This is a genomic window from Shigella dysenteriae (assembly GCF_022354085.1).
In the GTDB taxonomy this organism is placed as follows: Bacteria; Pseudomonadota; Gammaproteobacteria; order Enterobacterales; family Enterobacteriaceae; genus Escherichia; species Escherichia coli.
Genome location: NZ_CP055055.1, coordinates 980,088 through 993,288, shown reverse-complemented (window position 1 = coordinate 993,288; position 13,201 = coordinate 980,088). Strand labels below are relative to the sequence as shown.

Sequence of the window (13,201 nt, the reverse complement as noted above, 5' to 3'; positions counted from 1 at the left end):
CGATAAGACAAAATATCAAGCGTTGTGAAGAAATGGTATTTGCTCTTTTGCGTCTATAGTCATGATGTCAAATGAACGCGTTTCGACAGGAAATCATCATGAATAAATATCAGGCAGTGATTATTGGTTTTGGCAAGGCTGGAAAAACATTAGCCGTCACGCTGGCAAAAGCAGGTTGGCGAGTGGCTCTCATCGAACAATCAAATGCAATGTATGGCGGGACCTGTATTAATATCGGCTGCATCCCAACCAAAACATTGGTTCATGACGCACAGCAGCACACAGATTTTGTCCGTGCCATACAGCGTAAAAATGAAGTGGTTAATTTTTTACGTAATAAGAATTTTCATAATCTTGCGGATATGCCCAATATCGACGTGATCGACGGCCAGGCGGAGTTTATCAATAATCATAGTCTGCGTGTTCATCGGCCTGAGGCAAATCTGGAAATTCATGGCGAGAAAATTTTTATTAATACCGGTGCACAAACCGTGGTTCCGCCAATTCCTGGAATTACCACCACGCCAGGAGTATATGACAGCACCGGATTACTTAATCTAAAAGAATTGCCTGGGCATTTAGGTATTTTGGGCGGCGGATATATTGGCGTTGAGTTCGCCTCTATGTTCGCTAATTTTGGCAGCAAGGTAACCATTTTAGAAGCAGCTTCGCTGTTTTTGCCTCGGGAAGATCGGGATATTGCTGATAATATCGCGACGATTTTACGCGATCAGGGCGTCGATATTATCCTCAATGCCCATGTGGAGCGAATCAGTCACCATGAAAATCAAGTGCAAGTGCATAGCGAGCACGCCCAACTGGCGGTGGATGCACTGTTAATAGCTTCCGGTCGTCAACCGGCTACCGCTTCGTTACATCCAGAAAATGCCGGTATCGCAGTAAACGAGCGCGGGGCAATTGTCGTTGACAAGCGATTACATACGACCGCAGACAATATTTGGGCGATGGGAGATGTTACCGGCGGGCTGCAATTTACTTACATATCACTGGATGATTACCGCATTGTACGTGATGAGTTACTGGGTGAAGGCAAACGTAGTACTGATGATCGGAAAAATGTGCCTTATTCCGTATTTATGACACCGCCCCTGTCCAGGGTTGGTATGACAGAAGAACAAGCCAGAGAGAGTGGTGCTGATATTCAGGTGGTGACATTGCCTGTAGCTGCAATTCCGCGCGCCAGAGTGATGAACGATACCCGTGGGGTATTAAAAGCGATTGTTGATAATAAAACCCAACGTATATTAGGGGCATCGCTGCTGTGTGTTGACTCCCACGAGATGATTAATATAGTAAAAATGGTGATGGATACCGGGCTGCCTTATAGCATATTACGCGATCAGATATTTACTCATCCGTCGATGAGCGAATCACTCAATGATCTATTTTCATTAGTCAAATAAACTCAAAATCAGACGCCAGAACAAATATTCTGGCGTCTCAGAGAAAAGAATCTTATTAATTCCCTGTTACTCTATAACTTCTTAATCACTTCATTGATGGTATTTTATATGTTTAAAAAATCCGTTTTATTTGCAACACTATTATCTGGCGTTATGGCATTTTCCACCAATGCAGATGATAAAATAATTCTGAAACATATCAGCGTCTCGTCAGTATCAGCATCACCGACAGTTCTGGAGGATGCCATTGCTGATATAGCCAGAAAATATAATGCTTCATCCTGGAAAGTCACATCGATGCGAATTGATAATAATTCAACCGCAACAGCAGTATTGTATAAATAAGGATGTTCACAATGGAAAAATACCTGCACCTGTTAAGTCGGGGAGATAAAATTGGCCTGACATTGATTCGTCTGAGTATTGCAATTGTTTTTATGTGGATTGGGTTATTAAAGTTTGTCCCTTACGAGGCAGACAGCATTACACCATTCGTCGCAAACAGTCCACTAATGTCGTTCTTTTATGAACACCCGGAAGACTATAAACAGTATCTGACTCACGAAGGCGAATACAAACCAGAAGCAAGGGCATGGCAATCGGCCAATAATACCTATGGTTTTTCCAACGGTCTTGGCGTCGTGGAGGTGATTATTGCTCTGCTGGTTTTGGCTAATCCTGTCAATCGCTGGTTAGGTTTATTGGGAGGGCTGATGGCATTTACCACACCGTTGGTAACACTCTCATTTTTAATCACCACCCCGGAGGCATGGGTACCCGCATTGGGTGACGCTCATCATGGTTTCCCTTATTTATCCGGTGCTGGTCGCCTGGTATTGAAAGATACTCTGATGCTGGCAGGTGCAGTCATGATAATGGCAGATTCGGCGCGGGAAATTCTTAAACAACGCAGTAATGAATCCAGTTCAACGTTAAAAACTGAATATTGATAATCCGAACACTGTCTGTTGTTCACTTTTTCAGGCGTCAGGCCCCCTTTCTGATGATGAAGCCTGACGCCATATTACCGGAGATATGACAGAGTGAAGATCAATATCACTCCCTGTTAAAAGGTTTTTGTCGTCTTAGGTAAAATACATGATTAATATCAATCATGTATTTTTACAGCAAGACAACCACGAACAAATTCAGGATTAAAATGTTTTACCGACTCCCCAACATAACCCAAATCAAGCGAACTAATTTGTGCCATTTCTTTATCTGTCAGTGAGAAATCGATTTTTGATGGGCATCTGCAATACTCTGAAGCAGACTATACGGAAAATTCCACTGTCAGTCCCTCCATTAGGCATGAACAATGAGTCTACGTTAAAACGTAACCTCAAAGTAGTATGTGGATTTTGATATCACTTATGCAAAAAATTCATTAATAATGTAGGACTGAAACCTCTCTATTTTCGGGGACAACGAAGCAGACGCTACCAGTGCTTTTGCCTTCGCCCTTGCTATTTTTGATACACTTAGGGCCCAGGGTATAACGAAAATGTGCGATATGACAAAGAATTAACGGAGAATGAGATGATCAGGCAGAAGATTCTACAGCAGCTCCTGGAGTGGATTGAGTGCAATCTTGAGCACCCTATTTCAATCGAAGATATCGCACAGAAATCTGGCTACAGCAGACGCAACATCCAGCTTCTGTTCCGAAATTTCATGCATGTGCCTTTGGGAGAATACATTCGCAAACGAAGGCTTTGCCGTGCCGCTATTCTTGTCCGGCTCACCGCGAAATCTATGCTTGATATTGCACTCTCTTTGCATTTTGATTCACAGCAGTCATTCAGCCGCGAATTTAAAAAGTTATTCGGCTGCTCTCCCCGTGAATACCGCCACCGTGATTATTGGGATCTCGCAAATATCTTCCCTTCTTTTTTAATACGTCAACAGCAAAAGACGGAGTGTAGATTAGTCAACTTTCCTGAGACACCTATTTTTGGCAACTCATTTAAATATGACATTGAAGTGTCGAATAAATCACCGGATGAAGAAGTCAAACTGCGACGTCATCATTTAGCCAGATGTATGAATAATTTTAAGACGGATATCTATTTCGTCTCCACGTTTGAACCGTCAACAAAATCGGTCGATTTGCTCACGGTTGAAACTTTTGCTGGTACGGTATGTGAATATGCTGACATGCCAAAAGAGTGGACAACGACCCGAGGACTTTATGCCTCTTTCCGTTATGAAGGAAACTGGGAAAATTATCCTGACTGGGTGCGTAACATCTATCTGATAGAGTTGCCTGCCAGGGGGTTAGCCAGAGTGAACGGCAGCGATATTGAGCGCTTTTATTACAATGAAGATTTCGTAGAAAAGGATGGCAATGATGTTGTTTGCGAAATTTTTATTCCCGTTCGTCCGATTTAGCTGTCGCTATGTCTAAATGAATTTATAACGAGACTACTGTCAGGAAATTCAATAAATAATGGCGTTGAAGATGTCAACGCCATTATTGTTTATTAGAATGTTACTTTCATACTCTTAATATTATTTCATCGCCTCCTCGCCCGTTGCCGTATTGGCATCCACCGCGGTAATGGTCACCGTCACTGGCTTCATTTCGTACCCGCCATAGGTCAGGGCGTTAAATGTGAATGTATAGACACCAGGCTTGCTGGTACTAAATGTACGCGTGATTTTTCCGCTCACGAAATGGTCATTTTTCGACGGCAGGAACTGATAATCCTCCTCCGTCACCCCTTCCGGCGTCTGAATGTCGACCCACATATTCCCGCCAACGGGGTTATTTGCCGACATCAGGGTCACCTCCAGCTTCGCAGTCGATTTCCCATCCGCCACCAGAGATTGCATATCAGATGATGCGGTGAGCACCGCGTTTTTATCATCCGCGACGAATTTAGATTCGGCAGTTTTCGTTGATACCTGACCGTTGGTCTGACTCACTTGCGCCGTGAGTTTATATGTCGCCGCAACAGTAGTGGTGGCGGTGAAAATAGCCTGCCCTTGCTCATTCGTTGTCGCAGTGCCATTAGGTTCCAGGTTTAACGAAGCCGGGCTGGCAGTCAGCGTCACTTCGCTATCTTTCACCAAATTGTTATTGGCATCAGTCACCGTAACTTTATACGTTTGTTTGGCTTTGCCGTCCGCCAGCGCATAGTTGCCCATCACCTCAATACCGGAGACGGTTGCGGTAGCCTTATCGGCTACAAACGTTATAGTCTGCGTATTCGAAGGCTGGCTATTCCCTGCCGATGCCGTGATCTCATACGTTCCGGCAGTCACTGAAACCACCTGCAACTCGGCTTTCCCCTCATCGTTGGCTTTCACCCAGACATTATCGCCTGTAAGCGGCTTGACACCCCGGGGCAGATTAAAGGTCACCAGGCTCCCTGGAACAGGGTTACCATTTTTATCCTCAACGGTCGCCGTCAGCGTAAAGGCATCTTTGCCGTTTGCTACTTTTTGAACGGCGGTGTCTACCTGCAGGTTTGCCTGACCGGTGCTGGCATCCGCGTTGAATTTCACCGTGACCGTCTTCTGAGAGTTTTTCACCGCGGCCGCGATTTCAAGTTCCCCTGCAACGGTTGATATCAACTCAATATCCGATTTACCTGCCGCATTGGTTGTTACTGTATTCCCCGTCTTGCTGGTCACACCCTGCGGTAAATTCAGCGTAACTTCTTGCCCCTGCAACGGGTTACCATAGGTGTCCACAACGGTCAGGGTTACCTGGTTAGTCGATTGTCCATTAGCCAGCTGGTTATCAACCTTCACTGTCATATCACCAATCTCAGCCTTAGATGCGTCACCTGCAACATTCAGCACCAGTGGCTGAGCAACGGCATTTTGGCCGTTCACTCGCGGCATCACAGACAACTGACCCGCGGCAGATCCCAGCGTTAAGGTCGACACGTAGACCCCATTACCTTTCTCTGTCCAGTTTCCTGCTGAAGGACGCTCACTCCCCGTGTTGGCGGCACCGCTAAACACTGGTGCATCTGGCTTCATCCCGGTGACCGGGTTCCCGTACGCATCCTTCACGGTGAAGGTGAGTTTCGTCGTCGTTTTGACGGTCGGAGCCTTATTGTCAGCAACAAGCGTAGAGTTCGCTGATGACATCTCCCCCGCAATGACAGTCAACTGCGCGGCTTCGGTGGCTGCTGGCTGGCCGTTGAATAGCGGCATGACGAGAAGCTCACCCGTCTTTCCACCTGTTGTCAGCGTAGCGACATAGGAACCATCACCTTTTTCGGTCCAACCAGAAACAGTCGCCCCTTCAGACGCAGCACCCGTCAGGCTTGCCGACAGGGAAAGACCACTGATAGCGTTGCCATGTGCATCTTTTGCAATAAGCGTCACGGTTGTGCTTTCGCCTGCTTTTACGCGATCTGCGGCTACAGACACTGTCGACTGGCCTGAAGATAACGCATCAGCCACCACGGTTACTTTAGCCGCATTCGCTGCCGCATCCTGTCCATTTAGCTTCGGCATAACCTCTAATTCACCCGCCGTAGTGCCGAGAGAAATCTGCGCAGTCCAGGTCCCGTCGCCATTATCCGTCCAGCCTGATGCCGTAGAACCTACAGCAGCTGCGCCCGATAATGACGGTGCATCCGGATTGAGACCAGTTACAGGGTTGTCATTAGCATCTTTTGCCGTCCAGATTGCCGTAACTGTACCGCCAACCACCGGTTTATCAGGATTCAGGGTGATGGACGAATGTGCTGCATCAAGCGGCCCGGCAACAAACTTCAGCGTTTGTTGTAATGTGCCCAGCTGATACTGCTCGCTGAAAGCACGCACAACAACGTTTCCGGCACGGGTCGAAGAAACCGTGGCGCTGTAAACGCCTGGTTTTATTTCCGAAATGGCACCAACGGTTACACCATTAGTGTCTTGCGGAACAAATCGCAAGCGGCTGGCTTCTCCCGTCACCGGATTACCCTCGGAGTCCACCGCAGTCAACGTCAACGTATAGGCTTGCTGACCATCAGCAACCACGTCACCTGACGGCTCGTTAGCGCTCAGGGTGGAGTTTGCCACATCCATCATCGTGGCCCGCAGTTCTGCAGTGACGGTTTTGCTCATGCCATCAACGCTAACAGTAATCGTTGCCTCACCTGACTGCGTTCCGGTAGTAAAGACAGACTGATACACCCCGGCTTCAGTTTCGGTGAACTCACCCAGTGTTGGCTTTGCCTGTGATTTAGTGGCCTTCAGGGTACGAGTCACAATATTTCCAGCCGGTTTGAAAGTTAGTTCAGTCTTGATCTGATCTTTCATGCCCGTGACTGGCTGGCCCTCGGCGTCGCGCAGAGACAGCACCAGCGGTCTTTGCTCATTACCGTTAGCAAGCATTTGAATACGGCTCTGACCGTCAAGCGTTAACGCCGTGCGATCGGCGCTCATACCAGCTCCGGTAATGACCACCTCTGTCTGCACGCGTTTTGAGGTATTGCCTTTGTTATCGTAGGCAACCGCAGAAATCGCATAATAATTGTCTTTGCCTGGACGATAAGCCGGGAGCGTTACTTGCCACTGACTACCCTGACCGGTAATTTTGCCACCTTCAGCCAGTAATGACGGCGCTTCCCACTGCACATTTTTCAGTCCGTGAGTTGCTTTGCTGACCACAAGCCCGAGGGAAAGTGTCTGACCGCCCTTGCCTTCAATACGCTCAGGCAGAGCAATACGGATCACTTCAGATTTGCGGTACTCAAGAACGATGTTGTTATTACGCTCAACCAGGTCATAGCGGCTGCCTGCCAGCATGCGACGCTCGCGAATGCTGTCTGTATCGAGTTGTTTCTCCAGAGGTTCGCCAATCCGGTAGTTAACTTCCAGGCCAAAGCGAGTGTCATTCTCACCGCTCTTGCCCTGCTTATGCCCGGCGCTCAGTGTCAGAAGAGGCACTGGCGTATAGGTCACCTCGGCAGAAATAGCATGCGGGTCTTTCTGGCGCTTATCTTTACCAAACAGCCCGACTTCATCGCCATAATACTGTTCATACATCAGGCTTGCGCCAAGCTGCGGCCAGGCAGGTAAATAGCCCTCTGCGCGGATATCCCAACCATTCGCCGGGCGTTCCTGATAATCCTCAATATCCGGCGATTTTTTCCAGCCAGAAGCCCGAATATAACCATTGGCGCTCAGTTTCAGATAATCGCGCCAGTATTCCGCACCAACACCAATGCGGGTATGACTACGGGATAAATCATGATCGATAAAAGTATTCACCCCCGCCATCCAGTCATTTCCTGAAAAATGACGCCAGCCAAAACCAATATTTGACTGAGTACGATCGTCTGTACGATGTATTGCCCCCTGAGTGAACAACATATTTGTCGGCGTATCATAAATCGGATAAAGCATTTCCAGCGAAGAGTCCTTCAGCGAGAAATCTTTATCGACATTCAGTTTGACGCGCGCAGTACCGTATTTCCCGAGCCACTCCTGTATTTCCTGGTTAGCTTTAGCGGTGGCCATTCCGGTAATAAAATTACGTGTCGCATCGCTATCTGGCTGACTGCTTAAAAATGTCCCGGCATTTGCGGCAAACGACGCGACATTTTTCTCCACATTATTATCAGCAGTTACCGTGGTATTTTCCATGCTCAACCGTGGCTGAACCGCATGCTGCGCATGTGCCGCCATTACTGGGGTAAAGGTGACAGCGAGTGGAAAAAGAACCTGAACAGAGATATTTGCCCACGCCACGCAGCGGGCCAGAACTGAATAACGAAATAGTGGTTGTTTATGACCTGTTTTATAACGTGACATTGAGATAATTTCCTGATGAACGAATTAACGAACATAGGCAGACACAAATAATGGCGTCTGCTTGTCAGAAAAACCGGGGATTTCCCGGTTTCCTTTTCCGCAGAAAAGGAAATACCTTTATGTAAGAAAGTACACCGCCACCTAATATATCCAGTGCCTGTAGCCACTCATCAGGTGGTTGGGCGCGGGATTATATTTTTATTTATGGGTAAAAATTTAGCTTTTTGTGCAAGTCATTAAATAGATACCTAAGTTATATTTCTTACTCTGCGGACAGTGAATAATTCATTATTCAGAGTGAATAATAATGACCTGTCTTTAATTTACCACGATTGGCAATACATCGAAGTAGGTATATACGCCAGGATAAACCAATATATTTTTTATGGATATTCATTTTCATTCATCAGACTGTAAATTGCGGAGATATCGAACTTGCACTACCCATCGCAACACTCAAACAGATTTATGAATTTCGTTCATAACCCCTGACAAATCCTGCCGTCTAATCGAGCTTTTCCCTTTACGTTATGCTTCTCATGAACGATAACACAACTTGTTCATGAATTAACCATTCCGGATAAACTATGGGATCAAATTCAGGCATCGAAAGGAACTGACTGGTTTCCGTTAATGAATTAAATATCTATTACTCTCCCGAGAGTAAAACTATCAAACCAATGAGTAACCGATACAGCCTCGCAAATTCTTTCAGATAATTAACCCGTCACTGCGGCACGTTCTCTCATAAGGCGTGCCTGCAGTGTAATCCAGTATGTATCCGGCATAGTTGACGGTTTAATAGAGCTCAATTCCTCGCCCAGGTTACCAACAACGATATCTTGTATAACACCCCAGGAGATACGACATTATGATGAGATGCGATATGCTCCTCAGCGCCAATCAACGCCAGGACTGAGCCAGTCTTGAGATCAGACTCATTCCCGGAACTGACTTCAGGCGACATATATCAATGACGTTGGTGCAATAAAAGATAGCCGATGTAATACATCTATTCAAATTTGTGATACATGTCAAAAAATTGGTTGACCAAACTCGTTATTTATATAAGGGCACTTACGAAGTGCGCTCTTTTTTAAAGCGAGGAAGTACCAATGAAAGAGAATAAAGTACAACAAATCAGTCATAAACTGATTAATATCGTTGTTTTTGTCGCAATTGTAGAATACGCCTATTTATTTCTCCATTTCTATTAATAACGGCAATAAACTGTTCACTTCAGTGATATTTAAAATATGCATCCTCTCCCTTTTTGTAAGTAATTATTATATCCGTGGGAGAGGAATACACGCTGTCAGGTAATCAATCATACTGCGATAAATCATCGGCCAGTAAAGTGGAGATAACCTCCATTCTCGAAAAATCCATACTCTCAGCGAAACTATCATCAATCACTCATCCAGGCGTTTATGGGAGCGTCGCCAATGGCTGTTAACAATGCCAGACTTCCCCGTTGAGGAAATTCCACATACCACTAATGGTCACAGGGATTGGGTGTTGAAATGATCCGGATGAGCATGTATCTTTATGGTTATGTTATAACATAACAGGTAAAAATGATGAAGCCCAATATCCATCCTGAGTATCGTACTGTGGTGTTCCACGACACCAGTGTTGATGAGTACTTTAAAATCGGCTCGACTATCAAAACAGACCGTGAGATTGAGCTGGATGGCGTAACGTATCCGTACGTAACAATTGATGTCTCTTCGAAATCGCACCCGTTCTATACAGGGAAGCTGAGAACAGTGACATCAGAAGGAAATGTTGCACGGTTCACCCAACGTTTTGGTCGTTTTGTTAGCACGAAAAAGGGGGCGTGATGAAAGTTCTTAACTCTCTTCGTACCGCAAAAGAACGCCATCCAGACTGTCAGATTGTGAAGCGAAAAGGACGGCTATATGTGATTTGTAAATCTAATCCACGTTTTAAGGCCGTTCAGGGTCGTAAGAAAAAACGTTGATTCAAAATTCGACGGATTAACGATATTTGTCTGATTAATAATCAGATCGGTTTAATGTTGGTGTGTTTATAACACCAACATTAATTTCCCTGGGGATATATTCTTCCTGTTCATTTGAGGCCAACTGCCTGACGTTTCTCTCCGAATATTCCATTATCTTAATGTTGACTTGTTGACCAGCTTCGCCCCTGTATGCTGGCATCAACTCTCTTTTAGACTGAACACACCACTCAGTCTCCTCCCTTTGCGGCGCAGCCTGCATTTTCACTCAAACTGTTAAGATGATAAATGTGGTAAATCTGTTGGTACTGACATAAAAACGTTTACGCCACAGGAACAGTCTGATCCACCGGTAACCCCGTCGCCGACGTTCGAGTGCCAGTTAGAGTAACGCGCACAGATAACTGCACTCAGTGCCCTGACAAAGAGGCCATCGTTCCTGTGACAGCTGGCAGCCTTCGTTTAACTTCACTTAATCTGGCTCTTGGGGGCTTACCGAACAGATGACGTACATACGCCCGTTCAATTTTCCATCACTTATTGTAATGAACACCTATAACCATTTTGTGCGGCATGTTAATCCATTAAAATTTCTTACTGATTGGCAAATCATCTTCAATGACAGCTCATTATAGTTTTATATTCTATCCCTTACCCTTAAAACTTGTTTTTTTACTAGTCCATCACACAGCGCATTAAGACTATTCCTAACACTTCAGGGCAAAGTTCCTGACCAATATAAAATGCAAGTAAGAAATGAACGTTATATTGCAAATAACCTTATGAAACTAAATGTCTTTTTCTTCTTATCAAAAAAGCAATATTTTCAGTTTTTCTAAATATTGACTTAACCATTGAATTCCTTTTCCGTTCACATATTGACACTCATCGGGAAAAAAACATAAATTTAAGCCCAATCGAAAATAATTAAACTTAATCTCGTTTAACCTTTATTGATATGTACTACGTATCTTATTTACTTCCGGTTTACTAAGGAAACTGAATGCACCTGTAAAAATTACAGGTTTGGAAAGTAGTGACATGGCAAAGTGATTACAGCAGGGACTATGAGGTTAAAAACCATATGGAATGTCAAAACCGTTCTGATAAATACATCTGGTCTCCCCATGACGCCTACTTCTATAAAGGACTATCTGAACTGATTGTGGATATCGACAGATTAATTTATCTATCGTTGGAGAAAATTAGAAAAGATTTCGTGTTTATCAATCTCAATACGGATTCTTTATCTGAATTTATAAACCGTGATAATGAATGGTTATCCGCGGTAAAGGGGAAACAGGTCGTATTGATTGCGGCCAGAAAGTCAGAAGCCTTAGCAAATTATTGGTATTACAACAGCAATATTAGGGGCGTGGTATACGCTGGACTGAGTCGTGATATTAGAAAAGAACTGGCCTATGTGATTAATGGCAGGTTCCTGAGAAAAGATATTAAGAAAGATAAAATCACTGACCGGGAAATGGAAATTATCCGCATGACGGCCCAGGGAATGCAACCTAAATCGATTGCCAGAATTGAAAATTGTAGTGTGAAGACAGTGTATACCCATCGGCGTAATGCTGAGGCCAAGCTGTACTCAAAAATATATAAGTTGATTCAGTAAACTCCAGGCAAGTTAGTTTTAAAAAATGACTCACTGGGACATCACGTCCTCAATTCAACTCGGGAAGAAATGCAATGAAAAAAAAGGTTCTGGCAATAGCTCTGGTAACGGTGTTTACCGGCATGGGTGTGGCGCAGGCTGCTGACGTAACAGCTCAGGCTGTAGCGACCTGGTCGGCAACAGCCAAAAAAGACACCACCAGTAAGCTGGTTGTGACGCCACTCGGTAGCCTGGCGTTCCAGTATGCCGAAGGCATTAAAGGTTTTAACTCACAGAAAGGTCTATTTGACGTGGCTATCGAAGGTGACTCAACGGCTACCGCCTTTAAACTGACCTCACGTCTTATCACCAACACATTAACCCAGTTGGATACCTCAGGTTCCACACTGAATGTGGGCGTGGATTATAACGGCGCGGCAGTCGAAAAAACTGGCGATACCGTGATGATCGATACCGCCAACGGCGTACTGGGCGGCAACCTTAGCCCGCTGGCTAACGGTTACAATGCCAGCAATCGTACCACCGCACAGGATGGTTTCACCTTCACCATCATCAGCGGCACCACCAATGGTACCACCGCAGTAACCGACTACAGCACTCTACCGGAAGGCATCTGGAGCGGCGACGTTAGCGTACAGTTCGACGCGACCTGGACCAGTTAATCTCTCTGATGTACCAGCAGGGGTAGCCCCCCTGCTTTATTCCTGGACGGAATTGTTATGAAAAAGCACCTTCTGCCTCTCGCTCTGCTGTTTTCCGGAATATCTCCGGCCCAGGCGCTGGATGTCGGCGATATATCATCGTTTATGAACAGTGACAGCAGCACGCTGAGCAAAACGATCAAAAACAGTACCGACAGTGGTCGCCTTATCAATATCCGTCTCGAACGGCTCTCTTCACCGCTTGACGACGGGCAGGTTATCGCAATGGACAAGCCGGATGAGTTGCTACTCACTCCCGCCAGCTTGCTGCTACCCGCCCAAGCCAGCGAAGTGATCCGCTTCTTCTATAAGGGACCCGCAGATGAAAAAGAGCGCTACTACCGCATTGTCTGGTTTGATCAGGCCCTCAGTGATGCGCAGCGCGATAATGCCAACCGCAGCGCTGTGGCCACTGCTTCCGCCCGCATCGGCACCATTCTGGTCGTCGCACCCCGCCAGGCAAACTACCACTTTCAGTACGCCAACGGCTCCCTGACAAATACAGGAAATGCGACGCTGCGGATCCTCGCCTACGGCCCCTGCCTGAAAGCCGCCAATGGTAAAGAGTGTAAAGAGAATTACTACCTGATGCCGGGCAAGTCGCGTCGTTTTACCCGCGTGGACACGGCGGATAACAAAGGACGGGTTGCACTTTGGCAGGGTGATAAGTTCATTCCCGTGAAATAGATAGCTGTGCAGA

At 45.9% G+C, this 13,201-nt stretch carries 12 protein-coding genes and 2 pseudogenes; 11 read left to right on the top strand and 3 right to left on the bottom strand.

Translation table 11 applies throughout. The features are described 5' to 3' along the window. The first annotated feature begins 98 nt into the window (after positions 1 to 98). The 3 genes from rclA to rclC all read left to right on the top strand — a co-directional run bounded on the left by rclA (position 99) and on the right by rclC (position 2,374). Positions 99 to 1,424, top strand: a complete 1,326-nt coding sequence (gene rclA, locus HUZ68_RS04765) for a reactive chlorine resistance oxidoreductase RclA (RefSeq protein ID WP_227454907.1) — start codon at positions 99 to 101, stop codon at positions 1,422 to 1,424. Between the two features lie 108 nt (positions 1,425 to 1,532). Further along, a complete protein-coding gene (rclB, locus tag HUZ68_RS04760) occupies positions 1,533 to 1,769 on the top strand; it encodes a reactive chlorine resistance periplasmic protein RclB (protein ID WP_000474077.1) in 237 nt (78 codons plus the stop codon). An 11-nt stretch (positions 1,770 to 1,780) separates the two neighbouring features. Beyond that, a complete protein-coding gene (gene rclC / locus HUZ68_RS04755) occupies positions 1,781 to 2,374 on the top strand; it encodes a reactive chlorine species resistance protein RclC (RefSeq protein WP_001306921.1) in 594 nt (197 codons plus the stop codon). Between the two features lie 158 nt (positions 2,375 to 2,532). Here the strand turns inward: rclC and HUZ68_RS04750 are convergent. Continuing rightward, positions 2,533 to 2,661 (bottom strand): annotated as a pseudogene (locus tag HUZ68_RS04750) (aldo/keto reductase); the annotation flags it as partial. 302 nt (positions 2,662 to 2,963) lie between these two features. Between HUZ68_RS04750 and HUZ68_RS04745 the strand changes: the two are divergent. After that, positions 2,964 to 3,815 (top strand): helix-turn-helix domain-containing protein, encoded by an 852-nt coding sequence (locus tag HUZ68_RS04745; RefSeq protein ID WP_122992186.1) that lies wholly within the window; start codon positions 2,964 to 2,966, stop codon positions 3,813 to 3,815. A gap of 120 nt (positions 3,816 to 3,935) precedes the next feature. Here the strand turns inward: HUZ68_RS04745 and fdeC are convergent, their stop codons facing one another. Further along, complete coding sequence (gene fdeC / locus HUZ68_RS04740; RefSeq protein WP_115740051.1) at positions 3,936 to 8,189, bottom strand: inverse autotransporter adhesin FdeC; 4,254 nt, start codon at positions 8,187 to 8,189, stop codon at positions 3,936 to 3,938. 552 nt (positions 8,190 to 8,741) lie between these two features. On the opposite strand from fdeC, the pseudogene HUZ68_RS04735 reads away from it, so the two are divergent. The 4 genes and pseudogenes from HUZ68_RS04735 to ykgO all read left to right on the top strand — a co-directional run. Next, positions 8,742 to 8,831: pseudogene (locus tag HUZ68_RS04735) on the top strand (hypothetical protein); the annotation flags it as partial. 473 nt (positions 8,832 to 9,304) lie between these two features. Next, positions 9,305 to 9,406: a small membrane protein YkgR gene (gene ykgR, locus HUZ68_RS25110; protein WP_000662258.1), complete on the top strand. Its 102-nt coding sequence runs from the start codon at positions 9,305 to 9,307 to the stop codon at positions 9,404 to 9,406. A 363-nt stretch (positions 9,407 to 9,769) separates the two neighbouring features. Continuing rightward, positions 9,770 to 10,033, top strand: coding sequence for a type B 50S ribosomal protein L31 (locus tag HUZ68_RS04725; protein WP_000804001.1), 264 nt, complete (start codon positions 9,770 to 9,772; stop codon positions 10,031 to 10,033). Then, positions 10,033 to 10,173 carry a type B 50S ribosomal protein L36 gene (gene ykgO / locus HUZ68_RS04720; protein ID WP_000866436.1) on the top strand — a complete coding sequence of 47 codons (141 nt, stop codon included), beginning with the start codon at positions 10,033 to 10,035 and terminating at the stop codon, positions 10,171 to 10,173. Before HUZ68_RS04725 ends, ykgO begins: the two co-directional genes overlap by 1 nt. A gap of 34 nt (positions 10,174 to 10,207) precedes the next feature. On the opposite strand, the gene ykgL is transcribed toward ykgO, so the two are convergent. After that, a complete protein-coding gene (gene ykgL / locus HUZ68_RS04715) occupies positions 10,208 to 10,435 on the bottom strand; it encodes a protein YkgL (RefSeq protein WP_069913653.1) in 228 nt (75 codons plus the stop codon). Positions 10,436 to 11,257: 822 nt separating this feature from the next. Here ykgL and ecpR point away from each other — a divergent pair. The 3 genes from ecpR (at position 11,258) to ecpB (ending at position 13,188) form a co-directional block, all read left to right on the top strand. Next, on the top strand, positions 11,258 to 11,800 hold the full coding sequence (gene ecpR, locus HUZ68_RS04710) for an ECP biosynthesis operon DNA-binding transcriptional regulator EcpR (protein ID WP_069913654.1): 543 nt from the start codon (positions 11,258 to 11,260) through the stop codon (positions 11,798 to 11,800). Between the two features lie 74 nt (positions 11,801 to 11,874). Then, positions 11,875 to 12,462, top strand: coding sequence for a common pilus major fimbrillin subunit EcpA (gene ecpA, locus HUZ68_RS04705; protein ID WP_000730974.1), 588 nt, complete (start codon positions 11,875 to 11,877; stop codon positions 12,460 to 12,462). 57 nt (positions 12,463 to 12,519) lie between these two features. Beyond that, complete coding sequence (gene ecpB, locus HUZ68_RS04700; protein ID WP_000716394.1) at positions 12,520 to 13,188, top strand: fimbrial chaperone EcpB; 669 nt, start codon at positions 12,520 to 12,522, stop codon at positions 13,186 to 13,188. Positions 13,189 to 13,201 lie beyond the last annotated feature (13 nt).

Bases quoted from the DNA above. Each gene is read 5' to 3' on its own strand.
- rclA (WP_227454907.1), top strand. From the start codon at position 99: ATGAATAAATATCAGGCAGTGATTATTGGTTTTGGCAAGGCTGGAAAA.
- rclB (WP_000474077.1), top strand. From the start codon at position 1,533: ATGTTTAAAAAATCCGTTTTATTTGCAACACTATTATCTGGCGTTATG.
- rclC (WP_001306921.1), top strand. From the start codon at position 1,781: ATGGAAAAATACCTGCACCTGTTAAGTCGGGGAGATAAAATTGGCCTG.
- HUZ68_RS04745 (WP_122992186.1), top strand. From the start codon at position 2,964: ATGATCAGGCAGAAGATTCTACAGCAGCTCCTGGAGTGGATTGAGTGC.
- fdeC (WP_115740051.1), bottom strand. From the start codon at position 8,189: ATGTCACGTTATAAAACAGGTCATAAACAACCACTATTTCGTTATTCA.
- ykgR (WP_000662258.1), top strand. From the start codon at position 9,305: ATGAAAGAGAATAAAGTACAACAAATCAGTCATAAACTGATTAATATC.
- HUZ68_RS04725 (WP_000804001.1), top strand. From the start codon at position 9,770: ATGAAGCCCAATATCCATCCTGAGTATCGTACTGTGGTGTTCCACGAC.
- ykgO (WP_000866436.1), top strand. From the start codon at position 10,033: ATGAAAGTTCTTAACTCTCTTCGTACCGCAAAAGAACGCCATCCAGAC.
- ykgL (WP_069913653.1), bottom strand. From the start codon at position 10,435: ATGCAGGCTGCGCCGCAAAGGGAGGAGACTGAGTGGTGTGTTCAGTCT.
- ecpR (WP_069913654.1), top strand. From the start codon at position 11,258: ATGGAATGTCAAAACCGTTCTGATAAATACATCTGGTCTCCCCATGAC.
- ecpA (WP_000730974.1), top strand. From the start codon at position 11,875: ATGAAAAAAAAGGTTCTGGCAATAGCTCTGGTAACGGTGTTTACCGGC.
- ecpB (WP_000716394.1), top strand. From the start codon at position 12,520: ATGAAAAAGCACCTTCTGCCTCTCGCTCTGCTGTTTTCCGGAATATCT.